The 21,182-nt window shown below is 65.3% G+C and carries 19 protein-coding genes; 5 read left to right on the forward strand and 14 right to left on the reverse strand.

Annotated elements, in window-relative coordinates:
• Positions 1 to 53: 53 nt before the first annotated feature.
• From alaS to recA, 6 genes are all read right to left on the reverse strand, one after another.
• Entirely contained in the window at positions 54 to 2,711 is a 2,658-nt protein-coding gene (alaS, locus tag K9B35_RS02055; protein ID WP_224920138.1) for an alanine--tRNA ligase, read from the reverse strand.
• A gap of 91 nt (positions 2,712 to 2,802) precedes the next feature.
• Entirely contained in the window at positions 2,803 to 3,135 is a 333-nt protein-coding gene (locus K9B35_RS02060) for a hypothetical protein (protein WP_224920139.1), read from the reverse strand.
• Positions 3,136 to 3,206: 71 nt separating this feature from the next.
• The gene (locus tag K9B35_RS02065) at positions 3,207 to 4,457 is read right to left on the reverse strand and encodes a M24 family metallopeptidase (RefSeq protein WP_224920140.1); all 1,251 of its coding nucleotides are present in this window, start codon (positions 4,455 to 4,457) and stop codon (positions 3,207 to 3,209) included.
• Positions 4,454 to 5,764: a dicarboxylate/amino acid:cation symporter gene (locus tag K9B35_RS02070; protein ID WP_224920141.1), complete on the reverse strand. Its 1,311-nt coding sequence runs from the start codon at positions 5,762 to 5,764 to the stop codon at positions 4,454 to 4,456. Before K9B35_RS02070 ends, K9B35_RS02065 begins: the two co-directional genes overlap by 4 nt.
• Before the next feature lie 25 nt (positions 5,765 to 5,789).
• Positions 5,790 to 6,431, reverse strand: a complete 642-nt coding sequence (locus K9B35_RS02075) for a glutathione S-transferase family protein (RefSeq protein ID WP_224920142.1) — start codon at positions 6,429 to 6,431, stop codon at positions 5,790 to 5,792.
• Between the two features lie 304 nt (positions 6,432 to 6,735).
• Positions 6,736 to 7,806: a recombinase RecA gene (recA, locus tag K9B35_RS02080; protein ID WP_224920143.1), complete on the reverse strand. Its 1,071-nt coding sequence runs from the start codon at positions 7,804 to 7,806 to the stop codon at positions 6,736 to 6,738.
• A 173-nt stretch (positions 7,807 to 7,979) separates the two neighbouring features.
• Here recA and K9B35_RS02085 point away from each other — a divergent pair, with 173 nt between their 5' ends.
• Entirely contained in the window at positions 7,980 to 8,993 is a 1,014-nt protein-coding gene (locus K9B35_RS02085) for an adenosine deaminase (RefSeq protein WP_224920144.1), read from the forward strand.
• Positions 8,993 to 9,511 carry a phosphoribosyltransferase gene (locus K9B35_RS02090; RefSeq protein ID WP_224920145.1) on the forward strand — a complete coding sequence of 173 codons (519 nt, stop codon included), beginning with the start codon at positions 8,993 to 8,995 and terminating at the stop codon, positions 9,509 to 9,511. The genes K9B35_RS02085 and K9B35_RS02090 overlap by 1 nt, the downstream gene beginning before the upstream one ends.
• 4 nt (positions 9,512 to 9,515) lie before the next feature.
• Here K9B35_RS02090 and K9B35_RS02095 read toward each other — a convergent pair whose 3' ends face one another.
• Genes K9B35_RS02095 through dapA form a run of 7 tightly spaced genes read right to left on the reverse strand, consistent with a single transcriptional unit; the run spans position 9,516 to position 17,172 of the window.
• On the reverse strand, positions 9,516 to 9,866 hold the full coding sequence (locus K9B35_RS02095) for a response regulator (protein WP_224920146.1): 351 nt from the start codon (positions 9,864 to 9,866) through the stop codon (positions 9,516 to 9,518).
• Positions 9,867 to 9,906: 40 nt separating this feature from the next.
• Positions 9,907 to 12,294 (reverse strand): PAS domain-containing sensor histidine kinase, encoded by a 2,388-nt coding sequence (locus K9B35_RS02100; RefSeq protein WP_224920147.1) that lies wholly within the window; start codon positions 12,292 to 12,294, stop codon positions 9,907 to 9,909.
• Positions 12,295 to 12,332: 38 nt separating this feature from the next.
• A complete protein-coding gene (locus K9B35_RS02105) occupies positions 12,333 to 14,387 on the reverse strand; it encodes a M13 family metallopeptidase (protein WP_224920148.1) in 2,055 nt (684 codons plus the stop codon).
• Between the two features lie 57 nt (positions 14,388 to 14,444).
• The gene (locus K9B35_RS02110) at positions 14,445 to 15,017 is read right to left on the reverse strand and encodes a DUF2062 domain-containing protein (protein WP_224920149.1); all 573 of its coding nucleotides are present in this window, start codon (positions 15,015 to 15,017) and stop codon (positions 14,445 to 14,447) included.
• Between the two features lies 1 nt (position 15,018).
• Positions 15,019 to 15,501, reverse strand: coding sequence for an SsrA-binding protein SmpB (smpB, locus tag K9B35_RS02115; RefSeq protein ID WP_224920150.1), 483 nt, complete (start codon positions 15,499 to 15,501; stop codon positions 15,019 to 15,021).
• 57 nt (positions 15,502 to 15,558) lie between these two features.
• On the reverse strand, positions 15,559 to 16,287 hold the full coding sequence (locus tag K9B35_RS02120) for a hypothetical protein (RefSeq protein WP_224920151.1): 729 nt from the start codon (positions 16,285 to 16,287) through the stop codon (positions 15,559 to 15,561).
• A 3-nt stretch (positions 16,288 to 16,290) separates the two neighbouring features.
• Positions 16,291 to 17,172 carry a 4-hydroxy-tetrahydrodipicolinate synthase gene (gene dapA, locus K9B35_RS02125; protein WP_224920152.1) on the reverse strand — a complete coding sequence of 294 codons (882 nt, stop codon included), beginning with the start codon at positions 17,170 to 17,172 and terminating at the stop codon, positions 16,291 to 16,293.
• A gap of 71 nt (positions 17,173 to 17,243) precedes the next feature.
• Here dapA and K9B35_RS02130 point away from each other — a divergent pair, with 71 nt between their 5' ends.
• From K9B35_RS02130 to greB, 3 genes are read left to right on the forward strand one after another with little or no spacing between them, the layout of a single operon-like run.
• Positions 17,244 to 19,259 (forward strand): lytic transglycosylase domain-containing protein, encoded by a 2,016-nt coding sequence (locus K9B35_RS02130; RefSeq protein ID WP_224920153.1) that lies wholly within the window; start codon positions 17,244 to 17,246, stop codon positions 19,257 to 19,259.
• Complete coding sequence (locus K9B35_RS02135; protein WP_224920154.1) at positions 19,256 to 19,669, forward strand: GNAT family acetyltransferase; 414 nt, start codon at positions 19,256 to 19,258, stop codon at positions 19,667 to 19,669. Before K9B35_RS02130 ends, K9B35_RS02135 begins: the two co-directional genes overlap by 4 nt.
• Positions 19,666 to 20,148 carry a transcription elongation factor GreB gene (greB, locus tag K9B35_RS02140; RefSeq protein WP_224920155.1) on the forward strand — a complete coding sequence of 161 codons (483 nt, stop codon included), beginning with the start codon at positions 19,666 to 19,668 and terminating at the stop codon, positions 20,146 to 20,148. The genes K9B35_RS02135 and greB overlap by 4 nt, the downstream gene beginning before the upstream one ends.
• On the opposite strand, the gene K9B35_RS02145 is transcribed toward greB, so the two are convergent.
• Positions 20,136 to 21,161 (reverse strand): 2-hydroxyacid dehydrogenase, encoded by a 1,026-nt coding sequence (locus K9B35_RS02145; protein ID WP_224920156.1) that lies wholly within the window; start codon positions 21,159 to 21,161, stop codon positions 20,136 to 20,138. The genes greB and K9B35_RS02145 overlap by 13 nt on opposite strands.
• Positions 21,162 to 21,182 lie beyond the last annotated feature (21 nt).

The raw sequence follows: 21,182 nt of genomic DNA on the forward strand, positions 1-21,182 counted from the left end.
CGGCGGGGGCGGCGATGAGGGCCGCTGCGATAGCGGCGGCCGTCCAAACATGATCACGCAGTTGCTTTCTCCTCGGCAAGCGCTTGCCTGACGGCGTCGAGCGCGGACTGGGCGTTGCCGCCCTCGGGTCCGCCACCCTGCGCCATGTCCGGCCGCCCGCCGCCGCCCTGCCCGCCCAGCGCGGCAACGCCACGCTTGACCAGCTCGACGGCACTGAAGGTGCCGGTCAGGTCGTCGGTGACACCCACCGCGATCGCTGCACGTCCTTCATTTACCGCGACAAAAGCTACCACAGCTGAACCGATGCGGCCTTTCGCCTCATCCACCGCGCCGCGTAGCGCCTTGGGATCGAGCCCGTCGAGGATCTGGCCGACGAAGTTCACGCCGCCAATCTGCTCAGGACCAGCCGGTGCAGAGGCACCGCCGCCGCCCATCGCCAGCGCCTTCTTGGCCTCGGCCAGCTCGCGCTCCAGCTTGCGCCGCTCCTCGACCAGCGCCGCAACGCGCGCTGCAACCTCGTCAGGCGAGGTCTTGAGCGTCGCCGCCACCTCACGCAGCTTCGCATCGCGCTCGCCCAGCCAGACGCGCGCCGCCTCACCGGTCAGCGCCTCGATCCGGCGCACGCCGCTCGACACCGCACTCTCACTGATGATCTTGAAGATTGCGATGTCGCCGGTCGCGTTGACATGCGTGCCGCCGCACAGCTCGACCGAATAGCGCTTCTCGGTCTGCCGACCCATCGACAGCACGCGCACCTCGTCGCCATATTTCTCACCGAACAGCGCCAGCGCACCTGCAGCGACTGCGTCGTCCGGGGTCATCAGCCGCGTGCCGACCGTCTCGTTCGCGCGGATTTCCGCATTCACCTCGGCCTCGATGTCCGCAATCTCCGCCGCGCTCAGTGCCGACGGGTGCGAGAAGTCGAAGCGCAGGCGATCCGGCGCGACCAGCGAACCCTTTTGCGAGACATGCCCGCCGAGCCGGTTGCGCAGGGCCGCGTGCAGCAAATGGGTCGCCGAGTGATTGGCGCGAATCGCGTCGCGACGCGTCACGTCGATCATCAGCTTGACCGTGTCGCCGACCTTGACCTCGCCGCGCACCAGCGTCGCCTGATGCGCGTGCAGCCGACCAAGCGGCTTGGCAGTATCGCTGACGATCGCCTCGGCCACATCATTGCCGATCGTGCCCGCGTCGCCCATCTGGCCGCCGCTCTCGCCATAAAAGGGCGTCTGGTTGGTGAGGATCGTCACCTCATCGCCCGCACCGACACGGTCAACGCGGACGCCGTCCTTGACCAGCGCAACGACCTGGCCCTCGCCCTCACTTGAAGAATAGCCGGTGAATTCGGTGCTTCCATGCTCTTCGGCAATGTCGAACCACACATCGTCGCTGGCCTTGGCGCCCGACCCCTTCCATGCGGCGCGCGCGGCATCCTTCTGCCGCTTCATCGCCGCGTCGAACCCGTCGCGGTCGACCTTCATGCCCTGCGGACGCAGCGCATCCTCGGTCAGGTCATAGGGGAAGCCATAGGTGTCATAGAGCTTGAACGCGGTCTCACCGGGCAGGGTATCGCCCTCGCCCATCGATCCCGTCGCTTCGTCGAGCAGCTTCAACCCGTTCGCCAGCGTCTGGCGGAACCGGGTTTCCTCCTGCAACAACGTCGCCTCAATCAGCGGCTGCGCGCGGACCAGTTCGGGATAGGCGCCGCCCATTTCCGCGACCAAAGCCGGCACCATGCGGTGCATCAACGGGTCCTTCGCGCCCAGGATATGCGCATGGCGCATCGCACGGCGCATGATCCGGCGCAGCACATAGCCGCGCCCTTCATTCGCGGGCAGCACGCCGTCAGCGACAAGGAAGCCGGAGGTGCGGATATGGTCGGCGATCACGCGATGGCTCGCCTGATTATCGCCCGTCGTTGCCGATTGCGTCAGCGCGCCGCTCTCGGCGATCAGCGCCTTGAACGTGTCGGTGTCGTAATTGTCATGCACGCCCTGCAGCACCGCCGCGATCCGCTCCAGCCCCATGCCGGTGTCGATGCTGGGCTTGGGCAGATCGCTCTGGATCTCGTCATTCTCCTGCAGATACTGCATGAAGACGAGGTTCCAGATTTCGACAAAGCGGTCGCCATCCTCTTCCGGGCTGCCCGGAGGACCGCCCCAGATATGGTCGCCATGGTCGTAGAAGATTTCGGAACACGGCCCGCACGGACCATCCGACCCCATCGCCCAGAAATTATCCTTGGTCGCGATGCGGATGATCCGCTCTTCGGGCAGGCCCGCAATCTTCTTCCACAGATCGAACGCCTGATCGTCGGTGTGATAGACGGTCGCGGTCAGCTTGTCCGCGGGCAGGCCCCATTCCTTGGTCAGCAGCGTCCAGGCATGCAGGATCGCCTGCTCCTTGAAATAGTCGCCGAACGAGAAATTCCCGAGCATTTCAAAGAAGGTATGATGCCGCGCGGTATAGCCGACATTGTCGAGGTCGTTATGCTTGCCGCCCGCGCGCACGCACTTCTGGCTCGACGCCGCAGTGGTGTAGGGCCGCGTTTCCAGGCCGGTGAACACATTCTTGAACGGCACCATGCCCGCATTGACGAACATCAGCGTCGGATCGTTATGCGGCACCAGCGGCGCGGACGGAACGCGGGCATGGCCCTGGCCCTCGAAATAGTCGAGGAAGCTGCGGCGGATATCATTAGTCGAGGTCATTTTCGCGACTTAAGCGCGCCGAGGCGTTCGCTCAAGCGAAACGGTTCGATCAGGGTGATTGGGAGGCGGGCACGGAACTCAGGGCCACCTATCATTCGACATTCTCGATGCGCTCAATGACCGTATAGAGAAATTTGCCGTAAAGAGGATTACCGTTCGATCCATCGATCGAATAACTGTGTCCGCTAAGTAATTTTGCCGGCGCTACGGAGGTCTCGAACCCAGCAGGAGCCTTGCCATATTCTAACGGAAATTGGCCTTTGCATTCGGACAGCTCGGGCGGGTTAGTCTCTCGCTTCTCCGCTATCGCCCAGACGACCTGCCCGCTCGTGCGATCACGGACTTCAAATTGAAAGAAGCACTCGCCCCGTTCTTTTAAGTCCGATCCAAAAGTAAGTCGGCCCCCGACAAAGTCGGCCTTCACATGGGTTGCAAGCGTGCAGCCACTCAAGCAGCTTGCGGCTATTATGGAAGCAGCTAGGTCGCGAAAACGGATCACCCAATCGGCTGCTCAATCGACCTCGGCGGCACGCTAAACCATTTCGGCCCCGCCGCCGTCATGTGGAAACAATCCTCCAGCCGCACGCCGAACTTGCCCGGCAGATACAGGCCGGGTTCGTTTGAGAAGCACATGCCCGGCGCCAGCTTGGTCATCTCGCCGCGCACCAGATTGATCGGCTCGTGCCCGTCCATGCCGATGCCATGGCCGGTGCGGTGCGACAGGCCGGGGAGCTTATAGTCAGGGCCATAGCCCAGCGTCGCATACCATCCGCGCACCGCATCATCGACGCGGCCCGCAGGTATGCCGAGCTGCGCGGCGGCGAAGGCGCGCTGCTGGCCGGCGCGGACGTGCTCCCACACCTTGCGCTGTTCCGCATTTGCCGCGCCATGGACGAAGGTGCGGCTGATGTCGCTTTCATAGCCATGGACCCGCGCGCCGCAGTCCATCAGCACGACTTCGCCCTTCACCACCCGCTGCGGCTGGCCCGTGCCATGCGGATAGGCCGATGCCTCGCCCAGCAGGATCAGGTTGAACGCCACCTGCCCGCCCAGCTTCACCGTCGCAGCAGTCATCAGCGCGGCGATGTCGGCGGGGGTCATCCCCGCCTCGATCCGGGGGTAGGTCCAGCGATAGGCGGCCAGCGTCACGTCCGCCGCCTTCTGCATCAGCGCGATTTCGGCGGGCGTCTTGATCATCCGGCACCCGCGCACGACCGGGTTAGCCGACACGATCTTCACGCCAGCGAGCGCACGCCACATGCCGTCGACCGCAAAGAAGCGCGCGGTTTCCTCAATCCCCAGCGGGCGGCCGAGCAGCTTCTTCTCGCGCAGGAACCCCGCGACCACGGCGAACGGATCCTCATGCTCCTGCCACACCCGGATTTCCGCAGGGATGCCGAGCGATTCGCGGACCGACGGTTCCTCGAAGAACGGGGTGACGATGATCGGGTCGCCCTCGACCGGAATCACCGCCGCCGTCAGCCGCTCGCTGCGGCCCCAGCGCACGCCGGTGAAATAGAGCAGGCTCGCCCCCGGTTCGATCAGCACCGCGCCGATGCCGTTCGCCTTCATCAACGCCTGCGCGCGGGCGAGCCGGGCCGCGCGTTCCGCGCGCCCGATCGGCACCGCGTCGCCGGTGATCGGCTGCAGCGCCGCCAAATCGGGCTGCGCTGCCCGCGCCACAGAGGAAAACCCGATTGGCGCGAGCGCGCCCGCCGCGAGCAATCCGCGCCGGGTCAGCCTCATGCCGCCGGCTCCGGCGTCTCCTTCTCACCCGCCGACACGATCGTCGCGAGCACCAGATCGCCGATGACGTTGAGCACGGTGCGGCACATGTCGAGGAAGCGGTCGACGCCCAGCACCAGCCCGATGCCTGCGGGCGGTACTCCGACCATGCCCAGGATCAGCGCGATCACCGGCAGCGATCCCGCCGGGACGCCCGCCGTGCCGATGCCGCCGAGGATGCACACCAGCATTACCGTGATCTGCTGTCCCAGCGTCAGGTCGACGCCGAAGAACTGTGCGAGGAAGATCACCGTCACGCCTTCGAACATCGCAGTGCCGTTCTGGTTGGCAGTAGCCCCGATGGTGAGGACAAAGCGCGAGACCTTGGGCGGCAGCTTGAGCTTATTCTCCGCGACCCGCAGCGCGGTCGGCAGCGTCGCGTTGGACGATGCGGTGGAGAAGGCCATCACCGCCGCCTCCTGCGTCTCGCGGAAGAATGCGATCGGGCTCTTGCGCGCGAGCAGGAGGAGCAGGATCGGGAAGATGATGAACATCTGCGTGCCGAGCGCCGCCAGCACTACGCCAACGAACGCCAGCAGCCGCACCAGCAGTTCCCAGCCGAACAGAGCGGCGAGGTTGAACATGAAACAGAACACCGCGATCGGCGCGAGGCGGATGACGAGGCCAATCAGCCGCATCGACACCTCGAACACGCCCTCGATCCCGCGCTTGAGCGTCTGGACGTGCGGCTTGTCGAGTGTCAGCAGGATGCCGATGCCGAAGAACAGCGCGAAGAACATGATCGCGAGGATGTCATTGGCGGTCATCGCCGCGACGACATTGGTGGGGACGATGTTCAGGATTGCGTCCATGCCGGTGGGGGTGCTGGCGGTGCGGTCGAGAATCGCGCCAGCGCTGTCACCCGATGCGGCGAGCAGAGCCTGCGCTTCGACGCGATCCACACCCGCGCCGGGCTGGAGCAGATTGACCAGCAACAGGCTGACGATCACCGCGATGGTCGAAACGCAGACGGTGAGTACGAGCGTCCGCAGGCCGACTCGCTTGAGCGCGGCGATCTCGCCCATTTCGGCGATGCCGACGACGAGTGCCGAGAAGAGCAGCGGGATCACCAGCATGAACAACAGGCGCAGGAACACCTGGCCAATCGGGCCGGTGACATAGGTTGTCACGGTCTTGACCCATGCCGCGTCGGCGGAGGTGAAATGCACGAACAGGCCAAGGGCCAGGCCGAGCACGAACCCGCCCAGCATCTGCCATTGCAGCGTCGATTCGCGCCGCACCTCCGTAATCGCCTCTGCCCCCGACATGCTCACCCCTTAGATAGTTGCGCGATCAGGCATAGGCATAGGGGCCGCCTTTGGCGAGGGCCGTCTGATAGGCGGGGCGCGCATGGACCTTATCAAGCCACGCAATCGTCGCAGGACGCGATGCGTCGAGCCCGCCACGCGACCGCGCCGCCTCAAGCGGAAAGCTCATCATCACGTCCGCCGCCGTCATCGCGTCGCCCGCGAACCACGGGCGGCTGGCCAGTTCGGCCTCGACGAAATCGAGATGGACGTCGATCATCGGCTGGATCTTCTTCTGCGCTGCCTTGCCGAAGATCGGGACGCGCATCAGCACCAGTTTGACGAGCAGCGGGGGCATCATCGAACCTTCGGCATAATGCATGAAGTGGCGATAGCGGAGTGCCGACTCGCGATGCGCGGGGGCGCCGAGCCGACCATCGGCCTTCTCGACCAGATACTCGATGATCGCGCCGGTCTCCGCGACGGTGCGCGGCGTCCCGCTGTCCGGATCCGCGTCGACAATTACCGGCGACTTGCCCAGCGGATGCACCGCGCGCAGCTCGGGCGGGGCAAGCATGGTCTTGGGATTGCGCGCATAGCGGCGGATTTCATACGGAAGCCCAAGTTCTTCCAGCAGCCACAGCACACGTTGCGAGCGCGAGTTTTCGAGGTGATGGACGGTAATCATCGCTGGTCGCTCCCTAGCCGGTCCCATTCGGGTTCACGCAGTTCTGCGCGGATGCACCGAAAATGGGAAGAGCCGCCAACGCGCCGCCCCCGCAGCGCGCGTCGCCGCCGGCTGGTAAAGCAGCGCGTCCGCGACAGGTTTCCTAGACAACCCGAAACAGGAAAGGCCCGGCGCACGCCACGCCGGGCCTTCCAATGGGAGACTGGTCCCTTGACCGCCACCGACCTGTCGATCCGGTACGGCCCGCAACAGGCATTGCTGCCCGAAACTGGTTAACGGCGGCTTTGTCGCCGCTATTGTGGAATCAGAGGTCGTCGTCCGCGTCCGGCCCCGTCATCATCTCCTCGGCGACCTTTTCGGTCCGGCTGCGGATCGCAGCTTCGAGCCGCGCACAGACATCGCCATTTTCCTTGAGGAAGGTCTTGGCGTTCTCACGCCCCTGACCGATGCGGATGCTGTCATAGCTGAACCAGGCGCCAGCCTTTTCGACCAGCCCCGCTTTGACGCCCAGGTCGAGGATCTCGCCGATTTTGGAGATGCCCTCGCCATACATGATGTCGAACTCGACCTGCTTAAACGGCGGGGCGACCTTGTTCTTCACCACCTTCACGCGCGTCGCGTTGCCGACGATGTCGTCGCGGTCCTTGATCTGGCCGGTGCGGCGAATATCGAGCCGGACCGAGGCGTAGAATTTGAGCGCATTGCCGCCGGTCGTGGTTTCGGGATTGCCGTACATCACACCAATCTTCATGCGCAGCTGGTTGATGAAGATCACCATGCAGCGCGAACGGCTGATCGAACCGGTCAGCTTGCGAAGCGATTGCGACATCAGACGCGCCTGAAGGCCGACATGGCTGTCGCCCATCTCGCCCTCGATCTCCGCGCGCGGCACCAGCGCCGCAACCGAATCGACCACCAGCACATCGATCGCGTTCGAGCGGACCAGCGTGTCGACGATCTCGAGCGCCTGCTCGCCGGTATCCGGCTGAGACACGATCAGTTCGTCGATGTTGACGCCCAGCTTCTTGGCATAGACCGGGTCGAGCGCATGCTCCGCATCGACGAATGCCGCGACCCCGCCACCCTTCTGCGCCTCGGCGATGACATGCAGCGCCAGCGTGGTCTTGCCCGAGCTTTCAGGGCCATAGACCTCGATCACGCGACCGCGCGGCAGTCCGCCAACGCCGAGTGCGATGTCGAGGCCAAGCGAGCCGGTCGAGATCGCCTCGACCTGCATCGTCTCCTTCGAACCGAGCTTCATCGCGCTGCCCTTGCCGAACGCGCGGTCGATCTGTGCCAGCGCTGCATCGAGCGCCTTCTGCTTGTCGGGAGAAATGCCCATCTTTCCTTCGATCACCTTGAGGGAAGCTGCCATGAGAAGTCTCCGTCGCTAAAGGCTTTGCGGCCTGCATTCAACCATTGCCTGAAGCGCGTCGTACAGCATATGTTCCACCGGAACAAGTGCGGAACGATCTTTTTTTGTTCCTGTCGGCGGGGTCACGGTTCAAACGCCTTGCCCTGCCACGGCAATCGCGCGATCCTGATGCGATGACCGCCGCACCCGACTTCATCACCCGCCTGCCCAAGGCCGAACTGCATCTTCATATCGAGGGAAGCCTCGAGCCCGAGCTAATGTTCGCGCTGGCGAAGCGTAATCGGGTGGCGATCCCGTTCGACAGCGTCGAAGCGGTCCGCGCGGCGTACAGCTTCTCCAACCTCCAGGACTTCCTCGATATCTATTATGCCGGCGCCGATGTGCTGCGTGTCGAGCAGGATTTCTACGACCTCGCCGACGCCTATTTCGCACGCGCTGCGGCGGACGGAGTCGCGCACGCCGAAATCTTCTTCGATCCGCAAACGCACACCGATCGCGGCATCCCGTTTCAGGTAGTCGCCGATGGCCTGCTGTCCGCCATGCACGCGGCGGAGACCCGCCACGGGGTCTCCTCGAAGCTGATCCTGTGCTTCCTGCGCCATCTCGATGAGGACGCGGCCTTCGCCACGCTCAAGGCAGCTGATCCCTGGCTCGACCGGATCGCAGGAGTCGGACTCGATTCGTCCGAACTAGGCCACCCGCCCGAGAAGTTCGCGCGCGTGTTCGCTGCGGCGGGCGAGTTGGGCCTCAAGCGCGTCGCCCATGCCGGGGAAGAAGGGCCGCCCGACTATGTGTGGCAGGCGCTCGACCTGCTCAAGATCGACCGGCTGGACCATGGCAATCGCAGCCTTGAGGATCCGGCGCTGGTCCGTCGGCTCGCCGAATCGGGAATGACCCTCACGGTCTGCCCGCTCTCCAACCTCAAGCTGTGCGTGGTCGATAACCTGACGAACCACCCGCTCGACCAAATGCTCGCGCAAGGGCTCCGTGCCACGGTGAATTCCGATGATCCGGCCTATTTCGGCGGCTATGTCGCTGACAATTACCGCGCCGTCGCTGCCGCGCGTGGGCTGGGCAAAGCCGAACTCGCCCAGCTGGCACGCAACAGCTTTACCGGGTCGTTTCTGGATGAAGCGGAGAAGGCCGCCCACCTCGTCCGGCTCGATGCCTATGTGGCGGCCAACTGATGCCGGTTTTCGCCCCGATTTCGCATGAGCAGTTCGTGGCGGACGTGCTTGCACTGGCCGATGCTGTGCGCGCCGATGCCGACTGGCAGCCCGACTATCTGATCGGCATTGGGCGCGGCGGGCTGATCCCGGCGGTGTATCTCAGCCACGCGATCGTCGGCCCGATGCTGTCGGTGGATTACAGCGCCCGCAACGAAAACCTCGCCGCGCCCGCACTCGCGCGGCTGGCACTGCGGACGCGCGAGGGTGCGCGGCTGTTGTTTATCGACGATATCAACGACAGCGGGGCAACGATCGGTCGGCTGCGCGACGGGCTGGCGGCTGCTGGTGCGGAGGCCAGCAACGTCCGCTTCGCTACGCTGCTCGACAATGTGACATCGCACCAGCGGGTCGAGTATGCCGCGCGGACGATCGACCGATCGGTGACGAAGGACTGGTTCGTGTTCCCGTGGGAAGCGGTCGCACCGGATGCAGCGATCGAAGCCGATGCGGCGGAGTTACCCCACCGCATCGCCTGAAGAGTCAAAGCGCGGCGAGCGCCTGTTCGACCGCGTCCATCGTGAACGGCTTGGCCAGAACCGGGCGGTCGCGATACGCCTCGGCCACCATGTCGCCGCTGCCGCCGGTCGCGAGGACGAACGGCAACCCCTTCGCCGCCAGCGCGTCGGCAATCGGCCAGCTCTGCTCGCCACCCGACAGGTTGACGTCGAGGATCGCGGCGTCAACGCCGCCCCCGGCGACGATCTCCAGCGCGCCGGCCACGCTTTCGGCGGTGCCGGCATGGTCCTTGCCCAGCATGTCGAGAAAATCCTCGATCATCATGGCAATCAGGGGTTCGTCCTCGACCACGAGGATGCGTTGCGGTGCGCTCATCGCGCCAGCATGTGCCCGACTATCGCCCAGCGGTCGAGTGCTATTTCGCGGTCATCACCGACCGGGCAAGCTCCGCAAGTTGCTGGACTGAAAAGGGTTTCGGAAGAAATGCGACATTGTCGAGGTCGATCGACTTGCGCAGCTGTTCCTCGGCGTAGCCGGACATGAAGATGATCTTGAGGTCCGGATACTTCTTGCGCGCCTGACGCACCATGGTTGGGCCATCCATCGTCGGCATTACCACATCGCTGATCAGCAGGTCGGGCTTGCCGCTTTTCTCCAGCAATTCCAGCGCCGCTTCACCATTCTCGGCCGTCAGCACGGTATAGCCCTGCCGCGCCAGCGCACGCTCCGCGACGGCGCGCACCATCGCCTCGTCCTCGACCAGCAGGATCGTACCGGTACCCCACAGATCGCCCTGCACCGCCTTGGCGGTCGGCAGCTGCGCGGTCGGCTCGGGCGCCGTGTGGACCGGCAGGTAAATGGTGAACACCGCACCCTTGCCCGGCTCGCTCTCGGCAAAGATGAACCCGCCCGACTGCTTTATGATGCCATAGACGGTCGACAGGCCAAGGCCGGTCCCCTTCCCCACTTCCTTGGTCGTGAAGAACGGCTCCCAGATATGCGCGAGCACGTCCGCCGGAATGCCCGATCCGGTGTCGGACACCCGCAGCGCGGTATAGTCGCCGACCGGCAGGACATCCTCGTCCATCGCCCGCACTTCATGTGCTGCGACGCTCAGCGTCTCGATCGTCAGGGTGCCGCCGCCATTGGGGTTCTTCGCCAGCATCGCGTCGCGTGCATTGACGGCAAGATTGACAACGACCTGTTCCAACTGCCCGGGGTCGGCGCGGACCGGACCAAGGTTGCGGCCGTGATTGACCACCAGCTCGACCGTCTCGCCCAGCAGGCGTTTGAGCAGGTTCGACACTTCGGAAATGATGTCGGGCAGCTGCAACAGCTGCGGCCGCAGCGTCTGCTGGCGCGAAAAGGCGAGCAACTGGCGGGTCAGCGCGGCGGCGCGGTTCGAGTTGAGCAGGATCTGCTGGATATCGTCATAGTCGCTGTCGCCGGGCGCATGGCGCATCAGCATCAGGTCGCAATGGCCGATGATCGCGGTCAGGATGTTGTTGAAGTCGTGCGCGACGCCCCCGGCCAATTGGCCGACCGCCTGCATCTTGGTCGCCTGCGCCACCTGTCGCTTGAGCTGCCCCTCCTCACCCGCATCACGCAGGCTGAGCAGAACGGCTGCGTCGCCCAGGCCACGCGCCGAGGCGATCGACAGCGACACCGCCTCGTCCGGAGCCTGCGCGAAGCGGACGGTGAGGTCCATCGGATGCACCGCACCCGCCGCAAAGCGCCGCACCGCATCGGCCAGCGTGCTCTTGTCCTCACGCACCACCAGGTCGCCCGGGTAGAGCGGCGGCGCATCGCCATTCACGTGCGCGGCGCGGACAAAGGCATCGTTCATGAAGGCGAAGCGGCCATCCGCCCCGACCAGCGCGATGCCGGTGGGGAGCAGCGCGATCAACGACCGGACATGCGCGGTCGATTCCGCGCCCATCTCCTGCGCCGGGGCATATTCCTCATCGAGCAGCGCCACCAGCATCGGCGTCGCATCGCCGTCGAGGAAGGGGATTTCGAGCACGCGGATCGGCGTCCCCGACAGCCCCTCGCGCTCGAACCGCACCGTCCCGCGATTGTCGGTGATCAGGAAGCGGGTGATGTCCCGCCCCTCGATCATCGCCAGCTCGTCACCCACAGCGCGCAGCCGCAGCACGCGATTGGCGGCGCGCACTCGGCCATCGGCGCCGATCAGCGCCATCATGATCCCGGCCTGACCCAGCCGGTCGCCCGATTTCCCGGCGACCAGCGCCTGCGCCTGCTTGGTCAGGTCCACCGCATCGGCACCGGCGAAGCGCCACACCAGCAGCGAATCCCCAACGCGTGCGACATGCGCGGTCAACTTGGCCCCGGCGGCGTCGAACGATCCGCTCGACGCCTGCCCGTCGCGCCACGCCGCGCGCCCGGCGCTACCCAGCTGTGACGCGGCCCAGTCGCCGATCACCACTGCGGGGGGCGCCGGATAGCCGGGGAACAGCGTCCCGAACCGCTCGTTCGCACAGACCAGCCGCCCGGCACGATCGGTGACCGCGATCGCGTCGTTGCTCATCGACGCCAGCATATTGGCCAGCGACCAGTCGATCTCACTCGCTTGCGACGAGGCCTCCGCCGCAACGGCAGGTCGCCGCAGCAACGTCACCGCCAGCGCGATCAGCACCGCCGTCGCGAAGAATCCGGCCGCCACCGGTAGCGAGTCGATCGCCCACAGCACCGCGCCGACCGCGACCGCGCCCGCAGCGATAGCGACGATCAGCGGGCCGGTGATGCCGGGGGAGTCGTCAGTCGGGGCGGGAGTTGCGGGCATGGCCCCCTTTCCCGCCCCGCTGGCATAGCGTCAAGCGCTCACCAGACGCGGACGCGCTTTGCCGGGTCCAGATACAGCTTCTCGCCCGGCTTCGCGCCGAATGCACCATACCAGGGGTCGAGGTTGCGGACGACCCAGGCGCGCTGGATCGACGGGCTGTGCGGATCGGTCAGCAGGCGCTGGCGCAGGTTCGCCTCGCGATAGTTGCGACGCCACACCTGCGCCCAGCCAAGGTAGAAGCGCTGGTCGCCGGTGAACCCGTCAATCACCGGCGCTTCCTTGCCGCCCAGCGCGTGCTTGTACGCGTCATAGGCGATGGTGAGGCCGGCGAGATCGCCGATATTCTCGCCCAGCGTGAACTCGCCCTTCACATGCTCACCGGGCAGCGGCTCATAGGCGTCATACTGCGCGATCAGCGCCTTGCCCGCCGCCTCGAACGCCTTGACGTCTGCAGGCGTCCACCAGTCGGACAGCTCGCCCTTCTCGTTATACTTGGCGCCCTGATCGTCGAAATGATGGCTGATCTCGTGGCCGATCACCGCGCCGATGCCGCCATAGTTGATCGCCGGGTCAGCCTTGGGGTCGAAGAAGGGCGGCTGAAGGATTGCGGCGGGGAACACGACTTCCATCATGCCGAAATTGGCATAGGCGTTCACCGTCTGGGGCAGCATGCCCCATTCCCACCGGCGCACCGGTCCGCCCAGCTTGTCGAGCATATAGGCATAGTCGAAGCGGTTCGAGCGGACGGCGTTGCCGAACAGGTCGTCAGCCTTGACCTCGAGGCCCGCATAGCTGCGCCACTGATCAGGATAGCCGACCTTGACGGTGAAGTTCTTGAGCTTCGCCTTGGCGCGCGCCTTGGTCTGCGGCTGCATCCAGTCGAGCGAGTCGATCCGGCGGCCCATCGCGTCGAGCACGTTGGCGACGAGCTTGTTCATCTCCGCCTTGTACTCCGCGGGGAAATAGCGCGCGGCATATTCCTTGCCCAGTTCCTCGCCCAGCGCACCCTCAGTGAAGCTGACGCCGCGCTTCCAGCGCTCCTCGCGCTGCGGCGTGCCCTGAAGCGTCGTGCCATAGAAAGCAAAGTTGGTGTCGGCGACCGCATCGGGCAGATAATCGGCCATCGCACCCAGGCTGCGGACCAGCATCTGATCCTTGACCACCGCCAGCGGCGCGTCGTCCAGGATCTTGGCGATGCCGGTCACCGCGCCCGGCTGGCCGACCAGCACTTCGGTGATCTTGGGGCTCACCGCCTTCAGGATCGCGGGCATGTCGAGCGTCCTGGACGACAGCTTGGCCGTCTCTGCCAGCGTGAACTTGTTATAAGTCTTGGCCGCGTCGCCCGATTCCTCGCGCGTCCACTGCACCTTGGCGATGCTGGTCTCAAGGTCGAGGATTGCCTTGGCCCGCGCCTCGGCATTCGCCTCGCCCGCCAGCGTCAGCATCTTCGTCAGATAGCCGAGATAGCCGGTGCGGATCGCAGCCATCTTGGGGTTGTCGAGCAGATACATGTCGCGATCAGGCAGCCCCGTGCCGCCCTGATAGATCGAGAAGATATATTGGGTCGGGATCTTGTCGTCCTGGCCAACATAGCCGCCAAACGGTCCGGGAATGCCCATCTTCACGCCTTCGACCACCAAAGCGGCATAGCCCGCCTTGCTGTCGAGCGCCTTGATCTTGCCCAGCCACGGCTGGATCGGCGCCAGCCCGCGTGCCTCGACCGTCGCCGTGTCGAGATAGCTGGTGTACGCGCGCCCGACCATGCTGGCCTGATCGTCCTTCACCTCATCCAGAATGCCGCGCACCCGCTCCTTCGACAGATCATCGAGCGCGGTGAACATGCCATAGTTGGACTTGTCCGCGGGGATCGGCGTGTTCTTTGCCCAGGCCCCGTTCGAGAAGGCGTAGAAATCCTCGCCCGCCGCAACGCTGCGGTCCATCCCCGTTACATCGAAGCCGAAGCTGCCGAGCTGCGGCTTGGCTGCGGGAGCCGGCGCCGGGGCAGCCGACGGCGCTTCTGCGCTGGTCGACGGTGTGCAGCCGCTCGCCAGCGCGGTTCCGGCGAGGAGGACGGGGATCAGGAGAAGACGCATCGGGCACCCTTCGGGACATTAGAAAACGCCCGTGTCTTACGCCGATGATACGCCCGATCAAGTCTCGGAAGAAACTTTATTGCGGAGTGCGACCCGCTTGCGCCATTTGCGCGCAACCCAGGCGCGCCAGAGCAAAATGGACATGCCGTAGCCTGCCACCGCCGACGCCACCGAAATGACCAGCAGCCCGATCAGCAGCGCCGGAGCCGCCTGCGAAAACAGCCAGCTCATCCATTCGCCGACACCCGCATGATGCTCGACCAGCGCCATGAACCCCGACACATCGGCGCTCCGCCCTAGCATCACATTGCCGGTGTACACCGAGCCATAGAGGATGAACGGCGTGGTCGCGGGATTGCTGAGGAACGTCATCGCCGCAGCGATCGGCACATTGGCGCGGAACGGCAGCGCCAGCATCGCCGCGCCCGCGATCTGAAGCCCCGGGATCAGCAGGAAGATACCGACCAGCAGCCCCAGCGCCACGCCACGCGGCACCGACCGACGAGTAAATCGCCACAATTCCGGGGCGAGAACGCGATGGGCAACGGGACGCAGCCAGCGGATCTGCTCGATCGACTCGCGGGTCGGCATGTTGCGATGCCACCAAGCGCTGAGACGACTCGGTTTCATGTCACCCGCGATCGCGGAGGATCCGCCCCTGTTCACGCTTCCAGTCCCGTTCCTTGATCGACTCGCGCTTGTCGTGAGTCTTCTTGCCCTTCGCCAGCGCCAGCTCGACCTTCGCGCGACCGCGACCGTTGAAGTAGATCGACATCGGGATCAGCGTCATGCCCTCCCGCGCGACCGCGCCCTGCAGCTTTTCTACCTGGCGTTCGTGAAGGAGCAATTTACGGGGACGCTTCGGTTCGTGATTAAAGCGGTTTCCGTGCGAAAATTCGGGGATGTTGGCGTTGACCAGCCACGCCTGCCCGTCGCGCACCTCGGCATAGCTCTCCGCGATCGACCCTTCGCCAAATCGCAGCGACTTCACCTCGGTCCCCTGCAGCGCGATCCCCGCCTCGAAAAACTCCTCGAGGAAATACTCGTACCTCGCCTTGCGGTTCTCCGCGACGATCTTCTTCTTGTCGAATTCAAGGGGACGAGGGCGTGCCATGGGACGCGCGATGTAGGCGTGCGGGGGGAGAAAGGGAAGCGATGGCTTCCGAAACCGTCAGCCACACTGCCAAAACATGCGAACCTCAGGCTTTGGGTCGCCTTCTGTGAGGAACAGATAGGCGATCCCGCCGCCGAAATTGGGGCCGTCAGCGTAGGCTGCGCGCCCCTCCCATGCTTCGGGATCAGGCTTCACCCAAGGACATGGGGCGTCGGGCATTGAGAGAAAACTATAACCGCTGTCCAGCTGACCGATGAATCGCCAACCCTTCGGCGCCTCGTCTGGGCTTTGTACCCAGCTCGGCACGCTTCCCAGCTTCGTCCCGTTAGTAACCTTGCGCCAGACATTCTCACCGAGTTCAAGAAATTTCTCGTCTGAATAGAATGCCATGGCCTCGGCGTCGGTCACTGAATCATCGCGAGCGACCCATCCTGCAATCACGACTGCATTATCCAATGGGGGCGTGTCAGCTGGCAGGGGAGTCTGAATTCCAGTCAGGTTTTCAGGCTCCACCACGAGGCAAGCGTTCGCGCCGGAGGTTGCGCTCCAAGTGTCGCACATGCCGGGATCGTGACTGCATTGGAACACGAACAAAATCCGGCCATTACGCCCGAGGTCGAGCCGATCAGGATGATGCGCGAGCTGGGCGAGAAGCGATTGCGACTTTCCACATTCCGCACACAACGGCCAGTCTGCCGTCGCTAGTCCGAACGGTATGCCACCCAATCGCTCAATGCTGGCGCTGCTCTCTTCCGGAAGCCGGATATCCGGGACAAAGTAGCGCATCGTTCAGATAATCCCCGCCGCCGCCATCGCCGCATCGACCGCCGCCTTGCTCGCGTCGCTCGGCGCGACCATCGGCAGGCGCAGTTCGGCGCAAATCTCGGGCCGCAGCTTGTTCACCGCGTACTTCACCGGCCCCGGCGAGGCGTCGGTGAACAGCGCGAGGTGCAGCGCGAACAGCCGGTCGTGGAGCGCCAGCGCCACCGCCGTGTCGCCCTCGGCCCAGGCCGCCTGAAACTGCGCGCACAGCTTGGGCGCGACATTCGCGGCGACCGAAATGCACCCGACCCCACCCATCGCGTTGAAGGCGAGCGCGGTTTCGTCGTTGCCCGACAGCTGGGCAAGGCCATTACGCAGCGCGGCGCGATGCTTGGATACGCGGGTCAGGTCGCCGCTCGCATCCTTGATCGCCACGAACTTGTCCGGAAACGCCTCAACGATGCGGACTACCGTTTCGGGCTGGATGTCGGTCACGGTGCGACCGGGGACATTGTAGAGGATGATCGGCAGGTCGCATTCGCCCGCCACCGCCGCGAAATGCTGGAAGATGCCTTCCTGGCTCGGGCGGTTGTAATAAGGCGGGACCATCAGCACCGCATCTGCACCGGCTTCCTTCGCCGCCTGAACGTTGCCGATCGCGACGCGCGTGTCGTTCGACCCTGCGCCTGCAATCACCGGCACGCGACCGCGCACCTGCTCGGCGCACACGCGCACAACCTCGAAATGCTCGTCCTTGGACAGCGTCGCCGCCTCGCCCGTGGTACCCACCGGGACCAGAGCCGACGATCCTTCGCTGATCTGCCACTCCACGAAATCGCGGAATACGTCCTCCGCAAAGCTGCCGTTACGGAATGGTGTGATCAGGGCGGGGATGGAACCTGCGAACATATGCGTCAAAATGCCCCAATCGTCGGAAATTCGGGGTGGCCAATAGGGGGCGATTGCGTATCATGTCCAGCATGCTTGCTTCTGTATTCAAGAGCGGGCTCTTGCTCGCCGGCGTATCGGGTGTCGCGGTCTCCTCACAGGTCGTGCAGGATGGAGCCCAATGGTATCGCGCGCAGTTCGCTGCGGTCGCGGCGCAGGTGTTGCCTGCCGCCCCGCCCCCGTCGGCGTCCAGCCTGCAGTACACGATCGACCAGTGGAAGCGGCTGCAACAGTCGGATCGCTGGCCGTTCAGCGACTATGCCAATTTCATGCTCGCCCATCCCGGCTGGCCGGGAGAGACGAGCCGCCGCGCTGCCGCCGAAGCCTCGCTGGGGGCAGGCACCGACGCGCCGTCGCTCGCCGTCCTCTTCTTCGAGCGCTTCCCTCCGCTGACCGCCGCAGGGCGCATCCGCTTTGCCGAGGCGCTAGCGATCACAGGCCGCCGCGCTGAAGCGGACGAGCACGCGCGGCGCGCCTGGCGCAGCGGCATTCTCCGCCCGACCGACGAGACTGCGGTGCTGGGTGCCTTTGCCAGCGCCCTCTCCCCCGCCGACCATGACGCGCGGATGGACGCGCTGCTGTGGCAGGACGCGCGCACCGTCGCCGCGCGCCACATCGGCTATACCTCGCCGCAGAAGCGCGCACTGTTCGAAGCACGGCTCGCGCTCCACTCCAACGCCCCCGACGCGCAGGACCGCGCGGCTGCGGTCGAGGCGTTTGGCCTCCGCGACCCCGGCTTCATCGCCGACCGCGCAAGCTGGTATCGCACCAATGGCGCAAGCGGATCGGCGCGCTCGCTGCTCGCCCGCCCCCGCACCCTCGACAGCCGCCCCGGCAATGTCGAGGAATGGTATGAGGTGCTGCTGACCAACGCGCGTGCGGCGGAGTCCGACCGGCAATATGCGCTGGCCTATGCGATTGCGAGCCAGGTCGACGACGCGGTCGCGCCGGGGACCGACGTCTCCGATCTCGGGCTCGGCATCCGCGACGATTATACCAGCCTCGTCTGGCTCGCCGGCACCGTCGCGATGCACAAGCTAGGCCGCCCCGCCGACGCGATCGGCATGTTCGACCGCTATTCGCGCGGGTCGCGCACCCCGACCACCCAGTCGAAGGGCATTTACTGGGCTGGCCGCGCTGCCGAGGCCGCCGGGCAAGCCGGCGCCGCCCGCGCCTATTACGAGCGCGCCGCCGCTTACTCCGACCTGTTCTACGGCCAGCTTGCCGCCGAACGGCTGAGCCGCGACCTCAGGGCGCCGCCGCCCGTCGATTTCCGCAAGGTCAGCCCCGCCGCGCGCACCGCCTTCTACAACCGCGAAGTGGTGCGCGCCGCGCAGATGCTCGGCACCTTGGGCCGCGCCGAGGATCAGGGCTTTTTCCTGCGCCAGATCGCCGCCGATGCGACCAGCGCGGAGGATCATGTGCTGGCGACCGAGCTATCGCGCACGATCGGCCGCCCAGACCTGGGCGTGATGGTCGGGCGTAGCGCGCTGCTCAATGGCCTGACCGACTATACCGTCGCCGGCTATCCTTCCGTCCCGGTCCCGCTGGGGCAGGAAAGCAACTTCACCATCATCCACGCCATCGCCCGGCAGGAAAGCCAGTTCGACAAGGCAGCGATCAGCCATGCCGGCGCGCGCGGGATCATGCAGTTGATGCCCGGCACGGCGCGTGAGGTCGCGGGGCAGCTTGGCCTCAGCTACAACCGCGACGCGCTGACGGTGGACACCGATTACAATATCCGCCTCGGCTCCAGCTATATCCAGCGGATGCTCAACTATTATGGCGGCAGCTACCCGCTCGCCGTCGCTGCCTATAATGCTGGGCCGGGCAATGTGAACAAGTGGATCCGCGCCAATGGCGATCCGCGCCTGCCCGGCGTCGACATGCTCGTCTGGATCGAGAACATCCCGATTTTCGAGACCAAGAACTATGTCCACCGCGTGCTCGAGAATGCGGTGGTGTACGACCTGCTCCACCCCCAGCGCTCGCGTTCGCGCGGCCCGTATCGGACCAGCTGGTATCTGGGGAAGAACCGCCCGGGGTGATCGCGATCCTTCCCTATGCCGAGGCGCAGTTCGCGGAAGTGGATGCGCTGTGGCGCACCGTCTTTCCCGAAGACCCGCCGCACAGCCACGCCGCAGTCGCGATCCCGCAAAAGCTGGCGGTGCAGCGCGACCTGCTGTTGGTGGCGCAAGAGGATGGCCATGTCCTCGGCGCGATCATGGCGGGCTATGACGGCCATCGCGGCTGGCTCTACAAGCTGGCGGTGCATCCCAAGGCGCGCGGCTGCGGCATCGCCCGCGCGCTCATCCGTGCTGCCGAACAGGCGCTGGCGGAGCTGGGCTGCACCAAGGTGAACCTGCAGGTCCGCGACACCAACCACGACGCCGCCGCCTTCTGGGGGCATATGGGCTATGCGGTCGAGCCGCGAATCAGCATGGGCCGCACGCTTTGATCGACCGTCCTAACTACATCACGCCGTCCGGTTATTCGGCGCTGAAGGCCGAATATGACGTGCTGTTCGGCACTGAGCGGCCGGCACTGGTCGAGACGATCGCCTGGGCTGCGGGCAATGGCGACCGGTCGGAAAACGGCGATTATATCTACGGGCGCAAACGGCTGCGTGAGATCGACCGGCGGCTCGGCTGGCTGGCAAAGCGGATGAAGGCGGCCAAGGTCGTCGATCCGGCACGGCAAGAGGATCAGTCGAAAGTCTGGTTCGGGGCCACGGTTACGATCGCCGATGAGGATGACAACCACCGCACGCTGACGCTGACCGGCGATGACGAGGCGGATGCCGGCGCTGGCCGGATCGGCTGGAACTCCCCCCTCGCCCGCGCGCTGCGCGGTGCTGCGGTGGGCGATCTGCGCAAGGTGGTGCTGCCCGCAGGCGAAAAGGATTATGAGGTGATGACGATCGCCTATCCCGGCTGACCGCCGCCCCGCACCCGCTCCACCCCAATCCGGTTGGTCAGCACCCGCCTAGCTTCGGCATCGCTGATGCTCGACAAGGTGGTCTCCGCGATCGCGGCCAGCGCCTCTTCCGTCAGGAACGCCTGATGCCCGGTGACGAGGACGTTGGGGAAAGTCAGCAGCCGCTGGAACACATCGTCATCGACGATCTCGTTGGACAGATCCTCAAAGAACAGGTCCGCCTCCTGCTCATAGACATCGAGCGCGACCGCACCGATCTTGCGTGACTTGAGCCCCGCGATCAGCGCAGCGGTATCGATCAGCGCGCCACGGCTGGTATTGACGATCACCAGCCCGTCGCGTGCGCGATCGATGGCGGTGGCGTCGATCAGATGGCGGGTATCGGGCGTCAGCGGGCAGTGGAGCGTCACCACCTCCGCCTGCGCCAGCAACGCCTCCCGCGCCACATAGCGCACCCCGATCGCCTCCAGCGCCGCATCGACCACCGGATCGCTCGCCAGCACATCGCACCCGAACCCGGCCTTGAGCGTGCGGGCGACCAGCGCGCCGATCTGTCCGGTACCGATCACGCCCACCGTCCGGCCATGCAGATTGCGCCCAATCAGCCCGTCCAGCGCGAAGTTATTCTCCCGCACCCGCGCCCAGGCGCGTGGGATCTGCCGGTCGACCGCCAGCAGCAAGCCGATGGTGAATTCAGCCACTGCATGCGGCGAATAGGCAGGCACCCGCACCACATCGACGCCCAGCCGCGCGGCGGCGGACAGATCGACATTGTTGAACCCGGCACAGCGCAGCGCGACCAGCCTCACTCCCGCCTCGGCCAGCGCCGCCAGCACAGCGGCATCGACGCGATCGTTGACGAATACGCACACTGCGCGCGACCCCTTCGCCAGCGGCGCGGTGGTCAGGTCGAGCCGGGGCTCCAGAAACACCAGATCATGCCCATGCGCGGCATTGGCCTCGCTTAGAAAGCGGCGGTCATAGCCCTTGGTGCCGAAAATCGTGACGCGCATGGATTGCTCCCACAAAGCAGG

It is taken from the genome of Sphingomonas sp. R647 (genome assembly GCF_020177055.1).
Lineage (GTDB): Bacteria > Pseudomonadota > Alphaproteobacteria > Sphingomonadales > Sphingomonadaceae > Sphingomonas.